The following is an 18,083-nucleotide window of genomic DNA, read 5'->3' as shown; positions in this document are numbered from 1 at the left end:
ACATTACGGGTAAACTCCCCACAGCGAAAAGTATCCTTTGAACTGCGACAACAGGACACGCCAGAACAAATAATCGCCGAGGTGTGGCGTTTGTGGGGGAAAGTGGGTTAAAGTGGGGCCCAGCGGAGTGACGTGGTGCGCATCTTGACTACGTGCGCGGTACGGAACGAAGCCGAGAAAATTTCACAGCCAACGTCTGAAAGCGAAGGAAGGTAGGTCGCCGGATGTTTCTGGGAACCTACACTCCCAAGCTCGACGACAAAGGTCGCTTAACGCTCCCCGCGAAGTTCCGTGAGGACCTCGCGGACGGGCTGATGGTGACCAAGGGGCAGGATCACTCGTTAGCGGTCTACCCGCGCGATGAGTTCGCCGGCCGCGCCCGCAAGGCCGCAGCGGCATCCCGCACAAACCCCAAGGCGCGCGCATTTATCCGCAACCTGGCCGCCAGCGCGGATGAGCAAACGCCCGACGGGTCTGGGCGAATCACCCTGTCTCCGGCGCACCGCGATTACGCGAACCTTTCCAAGGAGTGCGTGGTCATCGGTTCGGTGGATTTTCTCGAGATCTGGGACCTCGAGTCCTGGAACAAGTATCAAGAAGAGACTGAAGCCGCGTTCTCCGCGGCGGATGACGACGACATTCTCTCCGGTCTGCTGTAGGGCTGACTACCCGGCAGCAGGCATCGACTACGGAGAGCGTGTACGGACTCTGTCCGGGGCGAGAAGCGTTCTGGTGTACTTCCCCGACATCAGAACAGCCGCCCCGGGCAGGGCCCTATGCGCTCCCCGCGCTGATAACGCTTACACACCGCACGAGCTAGGGACACTACGAGGGACACGGAGGGCATGGCATGGCGGACTTCACGCTCGCTGACGACCCGCACGGTCACGTCCCCGTCATGCGCGACCGCATGGCTGAACTGCTCGCGCCCAGCGTCGAGGCGTTCGGGGCAAATGCAGTGCTTATCGACGGCACGCTCGGCGCCGGAGGCCACACAGAGCACTTCCTCAACGTGTTCCCGAACGCCCGCGTGATCGGTGTGGACAGGGATCCGAACGCGTTGCGTCAGGCGTCGGAACGTTTGGCGCCTTTCAAAGATCGCTTCACCGCAGTGCAGTCCCGCTTCGACCATGTCGACGAGGTGGTGGCGAACAACACCGGCGAGATCTTCGACACCGCCCGCGAGCACGGCATCGCGGGCGCCTTGTTCGACCTAGGGGTGTCCTCTATGCAGCTGGACCAGCAGGAACGTGGCTTTTCCTACCGCGGCGACGCCCCGCTGGATATGCGCATGGACCAAACGCAGGGCATTACCGCGGCCGAGGTGCTCAATACCTACAGCCACGGCGATCTGGCCCGGATTTTGAAGACGTATGGCGACGAACGTTTCGCCGGCAAGATCGCATCCGCCGTCATCGCAGAGCGTGACCGCGAGCCGTTCGACCGCGCCGCGCGTTTGGTGGAGCTGCTGTACGCCACCATCCCGGCGGCGACCCGCCGCACCGGCGGCCACCCCGCCAAGCGCACATTTCAGGCGCTGCGCATCGAGGTCAACCGCGAGCTCGAGGCGGTGGAAAACGTCGTGCCCGTGATCACCAACCTGCTTGGTGTCGGCGGGCGTGCGGTGTTCATGAGCTACCAGTCCCTGGAAGACAAGATTGTCAAAGCCGCGTTCAACGAGCTCACCACATCGAAGACCCCGGCTGGCCTGCCGATGGATCTGCCGGGCACCGAACCGGAGTTCCGTACCGTCACCCGCGGCGCGGAGAAGGCCCCGGCAGACGAAATCGAACGCAACCCCCGCGCCGCGCCCGTGAGGGTGCGTTGCATTGAAAAACTCAGCCCATCCCAACCCACCCTCTAAGCCCGACAAAGGACGGACACCATGGCCGCACGAGCAACGCGATCGGCAACGCTGACACGTAACCAGACCCGCACAGCCCGCCGCACCATGCCTGGCGTGAAGCCACATGTGGAGCACCCGCGGTCCCGCGGCCGTTTGGGGTCCAACCAGGTGGTGTCCGTCCGCGGACGCCGCGTGGCCACCACACGGGTGCGCTCGAAGTTCTCTTCGCTGTCCCAGATCGCGTTGCCGCTGCTGGTCATCGGCATCGCCGCGGCGATGATCCTCTCCGGCATCGCCACCACGCAGACCTTCGCAATCCAGAAGCTGCAGGCCAAGGAGCAGCAGCTGGTCGACGAGGTCGAGTCCCTCAACCGGGATCTGGAGGACCGCCGTTCCTCGGCAGCTCTTGCGCAGCGCGCGGATTCCATGGGCATGGTGCTCGCTGGCGAGCCGGGTGTTGTAGCGGTCAATGAAGAGGGCCACGCTGAGGAGCAGCGCCCGTATAACCCGGAGTCCGCCTCCAAGCTGGTGGACGTCAACGGCGATGGCCGCCCGGCTTCCCGCGCATCCTCCGACGACCGCGCGACGAAGGAGCTCGAGGATGCGCTGACGCAGCGCCCGGGCCGCACCGCGAACGCACCGCGCATTGACAGTCTTGCGCCGTACCAGGCAAACGTTGCGGCCCGGCCCTGACAGCTGGCGTGGCGCACCTAGGTATCTGCCCGGGGGCGGGGCATGATGGTTGTCGACGTTAACGGCGGGTACCAGTCAGTGGACAGGGAGGTGAGCAGTGCCACGCACTAGCGCGAATGCGCAGGTAAAGCCAGAGAAAAAGGGGACGAATCCTGCGCAGGCTTCACAGAAGCAGATTACGGGTAAGCGTGTGTACTGGCTCGGCATCGCTTTTTTGGCGGTGGCAGCCCTGCTCATTGGCCGCCTGTTCTGGGTGCAGGTGATTATCGGCGACGAACTACGTGAGCAAGCTAACGACCAGCGCAGCCGCACCTACGTGGACCGTGCGCGCCGTGGCGAGATCTTAGACCGCGACGGCAACAAGATGGCCTACACCATGCAAGCCCGCTCCCTGACCGTGTCCCCCGTGCAACTGCGCAGGGAGCTCAAAGAGCAGCAGGAACTGGAGATGCGTGTAGACGGGCTGTCCGCGGAGGAGATTGCAGCCCAGGTGGACGCACGCGTCGAGGACGTGCTGCGCACCATGGCGAACGAGATCCCGGGGATGATCGGCGACGGAGAAGTGGTGCGTGACGCCCCAGCGAACACCGCCACCGGCGATCCGACCACTAAGGTCGGCCAGGTCAGCGCCAAGGAGATCCTGGACAAGTTGCATGCGGACTCCAGCTACGAGGTGCTGGTGCGCAACGTCGACCCGGACGTGGCCGCAACCGTCGCGGAGGCATTCCACGGCATCGCGGCGGACCACCAGGACATCCGCCAGTACCCGAATGGCGCGGTCGGCGAGAACATCATTGGCAAGGTCTCCATGGACGGCCAGGGGCAGTTCGGCATGGAAGCCTCCCGCGACGCGGACCTGACAGGCATCGACGGCCGTTCCACCGAGGACGTGTCCGCGAACGGCCAGTCGATTCCGGGCTCGCTTCGCGACGTCGTTCCGGCCGTCGGCGGTGCGCAGATCGAGCTGACTATCGACCTGGACCTGCAGACCTACGTCCAGCAGACCCTGGAACAGGCCAAGGCCAACTCACTGGCGAAGGAAGCCCAGGCGGTGGTCCTGGACACCCACACGGGCGAAGTGCTGGCGATGGCCAACACCGACACGATCAACCCGAACGGCAACGTGGACCAGCAGGTGAAGCAGGGCAAGGACTTTGAAAACCCGAGCGTGTCGCACCCCTTCGAACCCGGCTCCGTGGCAAAGGTGATCACCGCAGCCGCGGCAATTGACCAGGGGCTGACCGACCCGTTCGAGGTGCACCAAGTCCCGGGCTCCATCGACATGGCGGGCATTACGGTGCGCGACGCGTGGGATCACGGCGTGGTGCCGTACACCACCGCGGGTATCTTCGGTAAGTCCTCCAACGTGGGCACGCTCCAGCTGGCCCAGCGCCTGGGGGAGGAGAGGTTTTGGGATTACCTGAACCGCTTCGGCATCGGCCAGGGCACCGGCATTGAGCTGCCCAACGAGTCCGCGGGCCTGCTTCCTGTGCTGGAACAGTGGTCCGGCGGCACGTTTGCCAACCTGCCCATCGGCCAGGGCATGAGCTGGACCACGCTGCAAATGGCCGGGGTGTTCCAGACCATCGCGAATGAGGGCGAGCGGATCGAGCCGCGCATCATCCACAAGATCACCGGCCCGGACGGCGAAGAGATCCCGCAGGAGGAACCGCAGCGCACCCGCGTGATCAGCGAGGAGGCCGCGCACACCACACTGGATATGTTCCGCGCCGCGTTCCAGGAGGACCCGGCAGGTGTCAACAACGGAACTGCCCAGGGCAACAATCTGGAGGGCTACCAGTTCTCCGGCAAGACCGGCACCGCACAGAAGGTCAATCCGGACACCGGCGCGTATTCCAACAGCGCCTACTGGATCACCTTCGCCGGTGTCGCACCCGCGGACGACCCGCGCTTCGTCGTCGCCATCATGCTGGACGAGCCACAGCGCGGCGTGCTCGAGGGCGGCAACGGTGGGCAGTCCGCAGCCCCGATTTTCAAGCAGATTTCGGGATGGTTGCTCAACCGTGAGAACGTGCCGCTGAGCCCGCCGGCGGAGCCGTACCCGTTGCAGGGCCAGTAGACAGATGGAGGTTTGAAAAACATGACAAGCTTGCAGCAACTCGCCGACATCGCTGGCGCGCGCATTGTTAACCCGCCGAGCTCGGATGCGCCGGTGACGTTCGTGGGCCTGGATTCGCAGAACGTCGAGCCCGGTGGCCTGTTCGCCGCGCTGCCCGGCACCCGGGTGCACGGCGCGACTTACGCGTTCGACTCCGCCGCGGGAGCCATACTTACCGACGAGGCCGGCCTGGCGATTATCCAGCAGACGGCCGACCACCGCCCGGTGCTAGTGGTCGATGACGTGCGGGCCATCTTGGGGCATGTGGCGGCTGAGGTGTACGGGCAGCCGTCGCAAAGCTTCACGCTCCTCGGTGTGACCGGCACCTCCGGCAAAACCACCACCACGTACATGCTGGAAAAGGGGCTGACCGCTGCCCGCTGCAAGGTGGGGCTGATCGGCACCACCGGCACGAAGATCATGGGCCGCGACGTGGCCACGGAACTGACCACGCCCGAGGCGCCGATGCTGCAGCGGCTTTTCGCGCAGATGCGTGATGAGGGCGTCACGCACGTGGTCATGGAGGTCTCCTCCCACGCGCTGATGCTGGGCCGCGTCACCGGTTCGGACTTCGACGTCGCGGCGTTTACGAACCTCTCGCAGGACCATCTGGATTTCCACCCGACCATGGAGGATTACTTCCAGGCGAAGGCGCTGTTCTTCGAACCGGACAGCGAGATGCGCGCCAAGCGCAGCGTCGTCTGCGTCGATGACGAGTGGGGCCAGCGCATGGCCGAGCTCGCCGAGGCGCCGGTCACCGTCGCCACGACGGGCGACGCTGATGTGACCGCGGAACTTGTGCGTATCGACGACCAAGGCCGCCAACGCATCCAGCTCACCGCCGACGACACTTACGAGTTCACCCTGCCTATGCCCGGCGCGTTCAACGTGGCCAACGCGGCACTCGCAGCGGCGGTCGCGACAACCGCTGGTGTGGAACTTGCACCGTTTTTGCACGGCCTGGAGCAAGCGGCAGTGCCGGGGCGCATGGAGCGTATCGACGAAGGGCAGCCCTTCGTCGCCGTCGTGGACTACGCCCACAAGCCGGCCGCCATCGGCGCGGTGCTGGCTACCCTGCGCGGACAGGTTGAAGGCCGCATCGGCGTGGCCGTCGGCGCGGGCGGCGACCGGGATTCCTCCAAACGCCCTCTGATGGGGGCCGAGGCCGCCAAGAGCGCAGACTTCGTGGTGGTCACCGACGATAACCCGCGCACCGAGGATCCCGCCGCCATCCGCGCCGCAGTGCTCGCTGGCGCGCGCGAAGCCGACGCGGACGCTGAAATTGTCGAAGTCAGCCCCCGCGGCAAGGCCATCGACGCGCTCGTCGAGTGGGCGCAACCAGGCGACGCCGTGATCGTGGTGGGCAAGGGCCACGAAGTCGGCCAGCTCGTAGGCACCGAGAAACTGCACTTCGACGACCGCGAAGAGATGCGCAGGGCAATCACAGAAAGGCAATCTCGAGCATGATCGACATGACGCTGGCGCGCATCGCCGAGATCACCGGCGGGCGCTTGAGCCCGGAAGCAGACCCGGACACGCACGTCACCGGGTTTGTGGAGTTCGATTCGCGCAAAATCGGCCCCGGCGGGCTCTTCGTCGCCTTCCCGGGCGCGCGCGTGGACGGGCACGACTTCGTGGACAAGGCCGCCGAGGCCGGCGCCGCCGCGTCGTTGACGACGAGGGAGGTGGGCAGGCCTTCGGTGATCGTCGAGAAGCTGCCGCCCCGCGAAGGCGACAACTCGGACCTGGCGGCGAACGACCCGGACGGCTCCGCGGCGGGCGTGGTGGCCGGCATGTCCAAGCTGGCGTCCGCTGTCGCGCGAGAGCTGACGGCCGCGCACGGGCTGACCATCGTCGGTGTGACGGGGTCTGCGGGCAAGACGTCGACGAAGGACCTCATCGCGGCTGTGCTCTCGCGCGCCGGCGAGACGGTGGCGCCCCCGGGCAGCTTCAACAACGAGATCGGCCACCCGTACACGGTGCTGCGCTGCACCGAAGACACAGACTTTCTGGTCGCGGAGATGTCGGCGCGCGGCGTCGGCCACATCGCGCATCTGGCCGCCATCGCGCCGCCGAAGATCGGCGTGGTGCTCAACGTCGGCTCCGCGCACATCGGCGAGTTCGGCTCCCGCGAAAACATCGCAAAGGCGAAGGGGGAGCTGGTGGAGGCGCTGCCTGACACCGGCGTCGCAGTGCTCAACGCGGACGACGAGCTCGTCGCCGGCATGGCCGACCGCACGGACGCGCGCGTGGTCACCTTCTCCAAATCCGGCAACACGGCCGCAGACTACTACGCTACGGGCGTCGAGCTCGACGCGGTTGCTCGCGCGTCCTTTACTATGCACACCCCGAACGAGCAGCCGCAGCGCGTCACGCTTGGCGTGTTCGGCGCGCACCAGGTGGGCAACGCGCTCGCCGCGGCGGCCGTGGGCACGGAGCTGGGCATGGACGCAGCCACCGTGGCCGAGGCGCTTTCCGCGGCGAGTTCGGTGTCCGTCAACCGCATGGACGTCAACACGCGCGCCGACGGCGTGACCGTGATCAACGACGCCTACAACGCCAACCCCGAATCCATGCGCGCGGCCATCGCTGCGCTGGGCTATACCGCCGCTGCCCGCCCGGGCGTGCGCTCGGTGGCCGTGCTCGGCGAGATGAGCGAGCTTGGCGCGGGCGCCACGCAGGAGCATGCGCTGCTCGCGGACGAGTTGGCGCGCTACCGGGTGACGCACCTTGTGGCCGTCGGCAAGTCCGACGCGATGGCAGCGCTGACTCAGCGTGCCGGGGACAGAGGCATCCACACCACCGCCGTCACCGACACCGACGAAGCCGCGCAGGCCGTGCGCGAGCTGTTGTCGTCCGCGCCAGCAGGGGAGGACAATTGGCGCGAGCGCGACGACCGGGATGTTGTGCTGGTCAAGGCTTCCAACGCCGCCCGGCTATGGGTGGTGGCGGAGGCGCTCCTTCGAGGGCATACGCTTAGGTAGACACTCGACGTAGAGAAATAGCAAGGTACAACTTCCATGGTTCAAGTTATCTGCGCCGGAATCATCAGCTTTTTGGTTTCGATATTCCTCACCCCTGCGCTCATCCGGTACTTTAACCGGCGGGCCATGGGCCAGGAGATCCGCGAGGATGGTCCGGCGTCCCATGCCCGCAAACGCGGCACCCCGACGATGGGCGGCATCGCTATCCTCGTCGGCATCACCATGGGCTACCTCGGCGGCAGCCTCGTTGCCCTGGTCACAGGCCACGCAGCGTTCACCGCCACCGGTCTGATCGTGCTGTTTCTCACCCTGTCCCTGGGCCTGGTCGGCTTCGCGGACGACGGCATCAAGCTGTTCATGTCGCGCAACCTGGGCCTGAATAAGACCGCGAAGCTGGTGGCGCAGCTGGCCATCTCGCTCATCTTCGGCTGGCTTATCCTGCGCTTCCCGGACGAGAACGGGCTGACCCCGGGCTCGCAGTTTTTAAGCTTCGTGCGCGATATTGAAACGATCGATCTGACCTTCGGCGGCGGGACGATCGGCACGATCTTCTTCCTCATTTTCATCTACATTCTGCTGGCCGCGTGGTCGAACGCGGTGAACCTCACCGACGGCCTGGACGGGCTCGCCTCCGGCACCACCGCGCTGGTGATGGCGGCGTACGTGGGCATCACCTTCTGGCAGTTCCGCAATTCGTGCGAGTCCGTGGCGGCCGCCGGCTGCTACAGCGTCCGCGACCCGCTGGATTTGGCCATCTTGGCGTCCGCAGGCTTCGGCGCCTGCGTGGGTTTTCTCTGGTGGAATGCCGCCCCAGCGAAAATCTTCATGGGCGATACCGGCTCGCTCGCGCTTGGCGGCCTGGTCGCTGGCCTGTCCGTGGGCTCGCGCACGGAGCTGCTGATGATCATCATCGGTGCGCTGTTCGTGCTCGAGGCACTCTCGGTGGTCATTCAGGTGGCGTCGTTTAAGTCCACCGGCAAGCGCGTGTTCCGCATGGCGCCGTTCCACCACCACTTTGAAAGCGGCGGCTGGCACGAAACCACCGTCGTGGTGCGGTTCTGGATCATCTCCGCCATGGCCTTCATGCTCGGCCTGGCTGTGTTCTACGGCGAGTGGCTGAACGGGGCGAACCTGTGACGCAGCCGATTCTGCCGGACTACACCCTGGTCGCTGGCGCCGGGGTGTCTGGCCTTGGGGCGGCGCAGCTTCTCGAGCACGCCGGCGCCCGCTTCACCGTCGTGGACGACAGTGATGCCGGCCGCGCCCGCGCCGCGGCTGCCGGCTACGACGCCTGCACCGGCGATGAAGCGCGCGCTCGCTTCCATGAGGTCGGGCTTGTGGTCACCTCGCCCGGGTGGCGGCCGGATACGCCCTTGCTTGTCGACGCCGCATCCGCCGGCATCGACGTCATCGGCGACGTCGAACTGTGTTTCCGGCTGGACCGCGCCGGAGTCTTCGGCAAGCCCCGCACATGGCTGGTGGTCACCGGCACCAACGGCAAAACCACCACAACCGGCATGCTCGCGCAGATGATGATTGAGGCCGGCAAGGACACCGGCCTGCGAGCCGGCGCCTGCGGCAACATCGGCGTCGCGGTGGGGGAGGCGATGCTCGCGCCCGAGCGTCTGGATGTGCTGGTGGCGGAGCTTTCCAGCTTCCAATTGCACTGGTCCTCCCAGCTGGTGCCGGATGCGGGCGTGCTGCTGAACTTAGCGGACGACCACATCGACTGGCACGGCAGTTTCGCCGAGTACGCCGCGGCCAAAGCGAAGGTGCTCAAGGCGCCTGTTGCGGTGGCGGGCGTCGACGACACCGAGGTGGCGCGGATCGCCGCCGACATGGGACGCAACGACATCGTCGGGTTCACGCTCGGCGTGCCGGCGGACGGTCAGGTTGGTGTGGTTGGCGGACGCATCGTCGCAAAGCTTGGCGGTGCGACGGTGGATGTCGCATCGGCTGACGGCATCGAGCCCGCCGGTGCCGCCGGAGTGCTGGACGCGCTGGCCGCCACCGCGGTAGCACTGACGCAGGGGGCCACGCCCGAGCACATCCAGCGCGCGCTGGACGCATACCAGGTGGCGGGCCACCGCGGCGCGCTCGTGCACTCCGGTGGCGGGGTGGACTGGGTGGACAACTCCAAGGCCACCAACCCGCACGCGGCGGATTCGGCGCTTACCGGCGCGGGCACCGTGGTGTGGGTCGCAGGCGGGCAGCTCAAAGGCGCGTCCGTGGACGCTGTGGTCAAGGCCCACGCCGAGCAGTTCCGTGCGGTGGCGCTTCTGGGCGTGGACCGGGAGCTGATCCGCACCTCGCTTCAGCAGGTGGCGCCGGAGGTGCCCGTGTTCGTCTCCGACGCGCAGGACCCGTCGCAGGCGATGGACGAGGTCGTCGCGTGGGCGGCCGCGCAGGCGCAGCCGGGCGACACCGTGCTTTTGGCGCCCGCGGCGGCGAGCTTGGACATGTTTTCCGGCATGTCTGCGCGTGGCGACGCATTCGCGGCCGCTGCAATGCGACACTGGAACCCGCACAACAAGTAAGCTCAACTAAAGGTTGAGGTTTTCCTCCGCGGTTCCAATCGAAAGGGCAGCATGACGGTTCAACGCGCACCCCGGCAACGCGCACCACGGCCGGACGCCCCATCGAAGCTCAGCGCAGGGGTCAGGCGCATTCAGGAGGCGCTCGACTCCCGGCCGTTGATCGACTACACCATGATTCGCAGCATCGTGCTCTTCCTCGCCGGCCTCGGCGTGGTCATGGTGATGAGCTCCTCTATGGCGACCTCGTTCGCCGCCAGTGCCAGCGTGTGGTCTTTGGCCGTGCGCCAGTTTGTGATGGTCATCCTCGGCATGATCGCTTTCTGGACGGCGCTGAAGACCCCGCCCGAGCGGCTGCGGAGCTTGAGCAATTGGCTGATGGTCATCGCTGTCCTGCTGCTCATCGCCGTGCTCACGCCGCTGGGCACCGGCCGTGCCGAGGTGGGCTCGCAGTCCTGGCTGGTCGCCGGCCCGCTGCGACTGCAGCCGTCCGAGTTCGCCCGCGTGGCCATCGCCATGTGGGGCGCGAAGATCCTGTCCAACAAGGACCCCCGCCGCCTGTTCGTCCCGGACAACGGGTTTGCCGCGTTTATCTCTGTTTCCCTGCTCTGCGTGCTGCTGATTGCCATGCAGGGCGATATGGGCATGGCGCTGTCTTTCGCCGTCGTGGTGGCGTTCATCCTGCTGTTTGCGGGTGTGTCCTTGAAGGCCGTCGGCGTGGTGGCCGCCTCGGGCATTGTGGCGCTGGTGGTGATTTTCCTCTCCGGTAGCTTCCGCTCCGACCGCTTCCACGTCTACTTCGACGCGCTGCGCGGCCACTTCGACGACACCCGGGGTGTCGCGTTCCAGTCCCACCAGGGCTTCCTCTCTCTGGCGGACGGCCACATCTTCGGCGTCGGCCTGGGCCAGTCCCGCGCGAAGTGGTTCTACTTGCCGGAGGCGCGCAACGACTTCATCTTCGCCGTCATCGGCGAGGAGCTCGGCCTGTGGGGCGGCGCCCTGGTGATCGCGTTGTTCGCGCTACTCGGCTTCTTCGGCATGCGCACAGCGCTGCGTGCCCAGACGCAGTACCAGACGCTCATGGCCGCCTCGCTGACCGCGGCGGTGGTCTCCCAGGCATTCATCAACATGGGCTACGTCGTGGGCCTTCTGCCGGTCACCGGCATCCAGCTGCCGATGCTGTCCGCCGGCGGTTCCTCGGCTGTGTTCACCCTCGGTGCGATGGGTGTGTTGGCGTCCGTGGCGCGCCACGAGCCGGACGCGATCTCGTCCATGCAGAACTACGGTCGCCCCGTGTTCGACCGCATCTTCTTCATCGCCGAGCCTCGCGCGCTCAAACAGCGTCGCCAGGCGCCAACCGCCGTACCGCGCCGCGAGCGCTACGGCACGCCGGTGACCCAGCCGGTCGCCGCGGCCTACCATAGGCCCCCGCACCGCCGGACCCCGCGCCGTTAGGAGAGCTATGACTTCCCAGAACTTCAGCGTCGTCATCGCAGGCGGCGGCACCGCGGGCCATATCGAGCCCGCCCTCGCAGTCGCCGAGGTGCTTCGCGACGCCTACGGGGCCAACGTTGTCGCCCTCGGCACCGAACGCGGCCTTGAAACCACCATCGTGCCGGCCCGCGGATTCGAGCTCTCCCTGATCGACCCAGTGCCGATCCCGCGCAAAAAGCCGTGGAAGCTCGCCTCCGTGCCGTTCAAGCTGGCGCGCAGTGTGCGCCAAGCCAAGCAGGCGATGAAGCGCTGCGGTGCCGCCGCCGTCTTCGGCACCGGCGGCTACGTTTCCGGCCCGGCGTACCTGGCCGCCAAACAACTCGGACTGCCGTTTTTCGTGCTGGAAACCAACGCGCTGGCTGGCATGGCCAACAAGTTGGGCGTCAAAATTGGCGGCACCGGGTTCAACGCGGTGCCGAATTCAGGCATGGACGGCGAGGTCGTCGGCGTGCCGGTGCGCCCCGGCGTGGGCGTGGACCCGGACGGCGCGAAGCGCGAGCGGGGCCTGCGCACGTGGAACCTTCAGGAGGGCCGCCCGACCATTCTGGTCACTGGCGGCTCCCAAGGCGCGGTGAGCATCAACGCTGCACTGGCAGACGCCGTCGAGCGGCTCACCGGCGCGGGGTTTCAGATCCTGCACGCCTACGGCCGCAAAAACGACGCGCCCGCAACCCACGACCACTACACGGCCGTGCCCTACATCGATGACATGGAGGCCGCCTACGCCGTCGCCGATGTGGTTGTGTGCCGCTCCGGCGCGATGACGGTCGCGGAAAACTCCGCTGCCGGCATCCCCGCCATTTACATCCCCCTGCCACACGGCAACGGCGAGCAGGGGCTCAACTCCGCCCACCTTGTGGACGCCGGGGCGGCCCTGCGTATCGACGATGCGGCGCTGAGCGGCGACGTGCTCGTCGATAAGCTGCTGCCCCTGGTTGAACCAGAGGCACGCGCGACGATGCGCGCGGCGCTGAAGGATTCGGGCGCTGGCAGTGTTGCCGAGGACCTTGCCGCGCGCATCGCAGCGGCTGCTGGAAAGGACACAAAATGACAGATCTCTCCCGCGTCCACCTCATCGGCATCGGCGGGTCCGGCATGTCCGGCGTGGCGCACATCCTGTTAGACCGCGGCGCCACCGTGACCGGTTCCGACGCCAAGGACTCCCGCCCGGTGCGCGCGCTGAAAGCCAAGGGCGCCAGGGTCGCGCTCGGCCACGCAGAGGCCAACCTGGAGCTGTCCGGCGAGTTGCCCACCGCGGTGGTGACCAGCTTCGCCGCCATCCCGCAGGACAACCCGGAGCTGGTGCGCGCCAAACGTGAAGGCATTCCTCTGCTGCGCCGCTCCGACCTGCTCGCGGAGTTGATGGAGGGATCGACCCAGCTGCTCCTCGCGGGCACGCACGGCAAGACGTCCACGACTTCGATGGCGGTGGTGGCGCTGCAGGCGGCGGGGGAGGGCCCCTCGTTTGCCATCGGCGGTCAGCTCAACCGGGCCGGCACCAACGCGCACCACGGCCACGGCGACGTGTTCGTGGCGGAGGCCGACGAGTCCGACGCCTCGCTGCTGCGCTACTCGCCGGACGTCGCGGTGATCACCAACATCGAACCGGACCACTTGGATTTCTACGGCACCCGCGAGAAGTATTTCCAGGTTTTCGATGACTTCGCGGACATCGCCAAGCACGTGGTTGTCTGCCTCGACGACGACAACGCAGCCTCCTGCGGCGAACGCGCCCTGGAGCGCGGTCTGACGGTTACCGGATACGGCACCGCGGAGGCAGCCGCGCGCCACCCGAAGATCCCGGCAGGCGCCGTGGTTACCAACGAGCGCCAGGAGGGCGAGCACACCGTGGTCGAGGCGCAGCTTCGCACCGACCGCATCTCCGGCGACGTGATGTACACGCTGGCGATTCCGGGCCGCCACATGGTGCTCAACTCCGCCGCCGCCCTGCTTGCCGGCGCGCTCGTGGGCGCCGACCCGGAGAAACTCGCCCAAGGCCTGAGCGAGTTCACAGGCGTGCGCCGCCGTTTCGAGTTCAAAGGCGAGGTGGGCGGAACCCGCGTCTACGACGACTACGCCCACCACCCGACGGAAGTCGACGCCGTGCTCACGGCTGCGCGCGACAAGGTTGAGGCCGAGGGGAGTGACGCCCGCGTGGTGGTCTGCTTCCAGCCCCACCTGTACTCGCGCACCCAGGAATTCGCCGAAGAGTTCGCCGATGCACTTTCGCTGAGCGACGAATGCGTGCTTCTGGACATTTTCGCCGCCCGTGAAACGCCGGTGGAGGGCGTGAACTCCCGGATCATCGCCGAGAAGATGACCGTGCCGGTGCATCTGGAGCCGGACTTCTCGGCGGCGCCCGCGACCGTGGCGTCGCTAGTAAAACCCGGCGACCTGGTGCTGACCATGGGTGCGGGCAGCGTGACCATGCTTGCGGACGAGATCCTCGCCGCCCTGCAGGAGGCATAGGATGTCGCGCCGCGCCATCGCGATTGTCGCCGGCTGCGTCGCACTTGTGCTCGCGGTTGTGGCGGCGCTGCCGTTTACCCCGGCCATGCCCGTCGACGACGTCAACGTCGAGGGGGCGGTGAACCTGCCCGCCGAGGAGGTGACGTCGCTTTCCGGCGTTGAGACGGGCACCCCGATGGGGCGGGTGGATGTGCGCAGGGCCGCCCAGGACGTGGCCACCAACCCGTGGGTGGACTCGGTGACGGTGAAGCGCAACTGGCCCAACGCGGTGGATGTCACGGTGGTGGAGCACACCCCAGTGGCCTGGATCGACCAGGGTGGCGAGCCGCACCTGATCAACAGCGAGGGCAAGGATTTCGTCGTTGCTCAGCCGCCGGTGGGGGCAGTGCAGCTCGTCGATATCGGCGAAGAGCAGCTGCCCAAGGCGGTGGAGGTCGCCTCCGCGATCACGGATGTGGCCCGCCCACAGGTCCGCGAACTGACCCGCGACGGGGACCACAGTTTCGTGCTCAAGCTCGACGGCGACCGGACAGTTACGTGGGGTGCGTCCGAAGACAACCGGAACAAGGCACTTGCGCTTGAGACGGTGCTGCAGTTGGACGGAAAAACATTCAACATTTCCAACCCGGAACTGGTCACTTCGCGCTAAAACCGCAGGTCACAACCCTAAAGTACAGGTTTAGGGTTGTGACACGCCGACCCAGAAAACAAAAAACCGCGCAGTTTCGCACAAGATGGGAAGCAACTTCAAAAACCAACTTGTGAAAGGCGAGACCACCACTATGACCTCTCCCGCCAACTACCTCGCCATGATCCGCGTCGTCGGTGTCGGCGGCGGCGGCGTCAACGCCGTCAACCGCATGATCGAGGAAGGCCTCAAGGGCGTTGAGTTCGTTGCCATCAACACGGACTCCCAGGCACTGCTGTTCACCGATGCCGACACGAAGCTCGACATCGGGCGCGAGGCCACCCGCGGCCTCGGCGCGGGCGCGAACCCTGAGGTAGGCCGCACTTCTGCCGAGGACCACAAGCAAGAGATCGAGGAGTCCCTGAAGGGCTCCGACATGGTCTTCGTCACCGCCGGCGAGGGTGGCGGCACTGGCACCGGCGCCGCCCCGGTGGTCGCCGGCATTGCCAAGAAGATGGGCGCGCTGACTATCGGCGTGGTCACCCGCCCGTTCACCTTCGAAGGCAAGCGCCGCACCAGGCAGGCGCTCGAGGGCATCGAGAACCTCAAGGAAGTCTGCGACACCGTCATCGTCATCCCGAACGACCGCCTGCTGCAGCTGGGCGACGCCGAGCTTTCCATGATGGAGGCTTTCCGTGCGGCGGATGAGGTGCTCTACAACGGTGTTCAGGGCATCACCAACCTCATCACCATCCCGGGCATGATCAATGTCGACTTCGCGGACGTGCGCTCCGTCATGGCCGACGCCGGCTCCGCGCTGATGGGCGTCGGTTCCGCCCGCGGCGACAACCGCGTGATGACGGCTACCGAGCAGGCCATCAACTCCCCGCTGCTGGAAACCACCATGGAGGGCGCCAAGGGCGTGCTCATCTCCGTCGCCGGCGGCTCCGACCTGGGCCTGATGGAGGTCAACAACGCAGCCTCCATCGTGGAGGAAAAGGCCGACGAGGACGCCAACATCATCTTCGGCACCATTATCGACGACAACCTGGGCGACGAGGTCCGCGTGACCATCATCGCCACCGGTTTCGACGAGAAGGCCAACGCCCGCACGGCTGAACCGGTGGAACAGGAAGCGCCGCAGCCGGAGCAGACCTCCACCAAGGTCGTCGAGGCTGAGCCGGCCAAGAAGGAGGAGTACCAGCCGCGCCACCGCTACGAGCCGTCCACCCGCAGCGGCCTGTTCACCGAGCGCGACCGCGAGCCTCGCGAGCCCCGCGAGCCTCGCGATGGCGGCTTTGACGGCGGTTTCGACGACGTCGATGTGCCGGACTTCATGCGCTAGTTAAGCTGGCAGACATGCCAGATCTTTCCACTCGCCCCGTCCGCATGGTGTTCACTTCCCGTGCGGGCGGGGTTTCTGCTGCCCCCTACGACTCGTTCAACCTCGGCGCCCACGTCGGCGACGACACCGCCGACGTCGCCGCGAATCGCGCCCGGCTCGCTGAAGTGCTCGGCCTGCCCGAGGAGCGCTTCGTGTGGATGGAGCAGCTGCACACCAACACCGTCACGCTTGTCGACGGACCTTCGGCCGCCCCCGTGGAAGCCACCGACGCCCTTGTCACCAGGCAAAAGGACCTGGCGCTGTGCGTGCTTGTGGCGGATTGCACTCCGGTTTTGCTGTCCGACCACACCGCCGGCGTCATCGGCGCGGCGCACGCCGGGCGCATGGGCGCGCGCAACGGGATCGCGAAAAACACCGTCGAGGCGATGGTGGAACTCGGCGCCGAGCCCTCGCGCATCCAAGTACTGCTGGGGCCGGCCGCAGCCGGAGAGTCGTACGAGGTCCCGGAGGGGATGGCTTTGGACGTCGAGAAGCATTTGCCCGGCTCCCGCACCCGCACAAAGAAGGGCACACCAGGCATCGACGTGCGCGCCGGGCTGGTGCGCCAGCTGCTCAGCCTGGGCGTGACCCACATCGACGCGGACCCGCGCGACACCATCACCGACAAGGATTTCTTCTCCCACCGGCGAGAAGGTGTAACCGGGCGGCAGGCTGGCGTAATTTGGATGCCTAATGTCTGATCTCGCAAAAAACCTCGACACTGTCCGCCAACAGATCCGCGACGCGGAGCGTGCCGCCGGCCGCGAAGAAGGCAGCGTGGCGATTCTGCCGGTGACGAAGTTCCGCCCGGTAGAGCGCATCGAAGAGCTCGCCTCGCTCGGCATAGCGCTGGTGGGGGAGAACCGCGAGCAGGAGGCCCGCGACAAGGCGGCCGAACTTGAAGGCCGCTGCGGCATCGCCATGATCGGCCAGATTCAATCCAAGAAGGCCAACTCGGTGGCGCGCTGGGCCTCCGAAGTGCACTCGCTGGATTCGCTGAAGTTGGCCCACGGGCTCGAGCGAGGCATGGCGCTCGCGCTCGAGCGCGGCGACCGCACGGGCGAGATCCTGCCGTGCATGGTGCAGCTGTCTTACGACGGCGACTCTGCCCGCGGCGGCGCACACCTCGACGACGTGCCCGCAATCGTGGAAGCGGTGGAGGAATCCGAGCACCTTGAAATGGCCGGTTTCATGGTCGTGCCGCCGCTGGATTCGCAGCCGCGCGAGGTGTTTGCTCAGGCGCGGTCGTTGACGGACGACTACGCCGCCAAGCTCAACCGAAACTTTAGACTTTCCGCAGGTATGAGCGGTGATTTCGCCGACGCTATCGCTTGCGGATCCGATATCGTGCGTGTCGGAACAGCGCTGCTCGGGCCCCGGCCCGTAGTCTGAAATCCACCGCGAATCACCCCCATAAAAGGAGCCGCCCGCATGTCCTTCTTCGACAGTGCTAAAGACTTTTTCGGCCTCGGCCCCGTGGAAAACGCCGAGGACGACGCGTACTACGACGACCCGCAGTACAACTCAAACTCCGCCGGTTCTACCGCGTATGACCGCACCCCGCGCGCCGAGCGTCCGTCCCGCATGGACCGCCCCACCCCCCGCGATTACGGCCGCGACGCTGTGCGCCCGAGCTACCGCTCCACTCCGCATATCGTGACCGCAGCGCCGCGCAACTACAACGACGCCAAGGAGATCGGCGAGCCGTTCCGCGACGGCGACGCTGTGGTCATGGACCTGACCGACCTGGACACCGCCGACGCGAAGCGCATTGTGGACTTCGCCGCTGGCCTGTGCTTCGCGCTGCGCGGTAGCATGCACAACCTCTCCCGCGGCGTTGAGACGCGCAAGCGGATGTTCGCCATCGTGCCGGAGAACGCAAACCTGGAGAAAGACGACCTCAAGCGTGCTGCTGGCTTGCGCTAACCGGTA

The 18,083-nt window shown here is 66.5% G+C and carries 16 protein-coding genes; all 16 read left to right on the top strand.

The window, feature by feature from the left end:
- Nucleotides 1-224: 224 nt before the first annotated feature.
- The 16 genes from mraZ to CAFEA_RS07535 all read left to right on the top strand — a co-directional run bounded on the left by mraZ (nucleotide 225) and on the right by CAFEA_RS07535 (nucleotide 18,077).
- Nucleotides 225-659 carry a division/cell wall cluster transcriptional repressor MraZ gene (gene mraZ / locus CAFEA_RS07610; protein ID WP_063938807.1) on the top strand — a complete coding sequence of 145 codons (435 nt, stop codon included), beginning with the start codon at nucleotides 225-227 and terminating at the stop codon, nucleotides 657-659.
- Nucleotides 660-850: 191 nt separating this feature from the next.
- Nucleotides 851-1,864, top strand: coding sequence for a 16S rRNA (cytosine(1402)-N(4))-methyltransferase RsmH (rsmH, locus tag CAFEA_RS07605; RefSeq protein WP_063938806.1), 1,014 nt, complete (start codon nucleotides 851-853; stop codon nucleotides 1,862-1,864).
- Nucleotides 1,865-1,885: 21 nt separating this feature from the next.
- Entirely contained in the window at nucleotides 1,886-2,539 is a 654-nt protein-coding gene (gene ftsL, locus CAFEA_RS07600) for a cell division protein FtsL (RefSeq protein WP_143313162.1), read from the top strand.
- Between the two features lie 97 nt (nucleotides 2,540-2,636).
- Nucleotides 2,637-4,619: a peptidoglycan D,D-transpeptidase FtsI family protein gene (locus CAFEA_RS07595; RefSeq protein ID WP_082855747.1), complete on the top strand. Its 1,983-nt coding sequence runs from the start codon at nucleotides 2,637-2,639 to the stop codon at nucleotides 4,617-4,619.
- 21 nt (nucleotides 4,620-4,640) lie between these two features.
- On the top strand, nucleotides 4,641-6,125 hold the full coding sequence (locus CAFEA_RS07590; protein ID WP_063938804.1) for a UDP-N-acetylmuramoyl-L-alanyl-D-glutamate--2,6-diaminopimelate ligase: 1,485 nt from the start codon (nucleotides 4,641-4,643) through the stop codon (nucleotides 6,123-6,125).
- The gene (locus CAFEA_RS07585) at nucleotides 6,122-7,642 is read left to right on the top strand and encodes a UDP-N-acetylmuramoyl-tripeptide--D-alanyl-D-alanine ligase (protein WP_063938803.1); all 1,521 of its coding nucleotides are present in this window, start codon (nucleotides 6,122-6,124) and stop codon (nucleotides 7,640-7,642) included. The genes CAFEA_RS07590 and CAFEA_RS07585 overlap by 4 nt, the downstream gene beginning before the upstream one ends.
- 36 nt (nucleotides 7,643-7,678) lie before the next feature.
- Nucleotides 7,679-8,779 carry a phospho-N-acetylmuramoyl-pentapeptide-transferase gene (gene mraY, locus CAFEA_RS07580; protein WP_034998536.1) on the top strand — a complete coding sequence of 367 codons (1,101 nt, stop codon included), beginning with the start codon at nucleotides 7,679-7,681 and terminating at the stop codon, nucleotides 8,777-8,779.
- A complete protein-coding gene (gene murD, locus CAFEA_RS07575; protein ID WP_172796743.1) occupies nucleotides 8,776-10,179 on the top strand; it encodes a UDP-N-acetylmuramoyl-L-alanine--D-glutamate ligase in 1,404 nt (467 codons plus the stop codon). Before mraY ends, murD begins: the two co-directional genes overlap by 4 nt.
- Before the next feature lie 51 nt (nucleotides 10,180-10,230).
- Nucleotides 10,231-11,631, top strand: a complete 1,401-nt coding sequence (locus CAFEA_RS07570; RefSeq protein WP_082855746.1) for an FtsW/RodA/SpoVE family cell cycle protein — start codon at nucleotides 10,231-10,233, stop codon at nucleotides 11,629-11,631.
- A 7-nt stretch (nucleotides 11,632-11,638) separates the two neighbouring features.
- Nucleotides 11,639-12,721, top strand: coding sequence for an undecaprenyldiphospho-muramoylpentapeptide beta-N-acetylglucosaminyltransferase (gene murG, locus CAFEA_RS07565; protein ID WP_063938800.1), 1,083 nt, complete (start codon nucleotides 11,639-11,641; stop codon nucleotides 12,719-12,721).
- On the top strand, nucleotides 12,718-14,139 hold the full coding sequence (gene murC / locus CAFEA_RS07560; RefSeq protein ID WP_063938799.1) for a UDP-N-acetylmuramate--L-alanine ligase: 1,422 nt from the start codon (nucleotides 12,718-12,720) through the stop codon (nucleotides 14,137-14,139). Before murG ends, murC begins: the two co-directional genes overlap by 4 nt.
- A gap of 1 nt (nucleotide 14,140) precedes the next feature.
- Nucleotides 14,141-14,788: a cell division protein FtsQ/DivIB gene (locus tag CAFEA_RS07555; RefSeq protein WP_034998543.1), complete on the top strand. Its 648-nt coding sequence runs from the start codon at nucleotides 14,141-14,143 to the stop codon at nucleotides 14,786-14,788.
- A 133-nt stretch (nucleotides 14,789-14,921) separates the two neighbouring features.
- Nucleotides 14,922-16,112 (top strand): cell division protein FtsZ, encoded by a 1,191-nt coding sequence (gene ftsZ, locus CAFEA_RS07550; protein ID WP_063938856.1) that lies wholly within the window; start codon nucleotides 14,922-14,924, stop codon nucleotides 16,110-16,112.
- Nucleotides 16,113-16,126: 14 nt separating this feature from the next.
- A complete protein-coding gene (gene pgeF, locus CAFEA_RS07545; RefSeq protein ID WP_063938798.1) occupies nucleotides 16,127-16,852 on the top strand; it encodes a peptidoglycan editing factor PgeF in 726 nt (241 codons plus the stop codon).
- Complete coding sequence (locus CAFEA_RS07540) at nucleotides 16,845-17,543, top strand: YggS family pyridoxal phosphate-dependent enzyme (protein WP_063938797.1); 699 nt, start codon at nucleotides 16,845-16,847, stop codon at nucleotides 17,541-17,543. Before pgeF ends, CAFEA_RS07540 begins: the two co-directional genes overlap by 8 nt.
- A 39-nt stretch (nucleotides 17,544-17,582) precedes the next feature.
- The gene (locus CAFEA_RS07535) at nucleotides 17,583-18,077 is read left to right on the top strand and encodes a cell division protein SepF (RefSeq protein WP_034998550.1); all 495 of its coding nucleotides are present in this window, start codon (nucleotides 17,583-17,585) and stop codon (nucleotides 18,075-18,077) included.
- The last annotated feature ends 6 nt before the right edge of the window (nucleotides 18,078-18,083 follow it).

Source organism: Corynebacterium afermentans subsp. afermentans, from assembly GCF_030408355.1.
GTDB classification, from domain to species: domain Bacteria; phylum Actinomycetota; class Actinomycetes; order Mycobacteriales; family Mycobacteriaceae; genus Corynebacterium; species Corynebacterium afermentans.
Note: the sequence above shows the minus strand (reverse complement) of the source record. Positions and strands in the feature narration are given on the sequence as shown.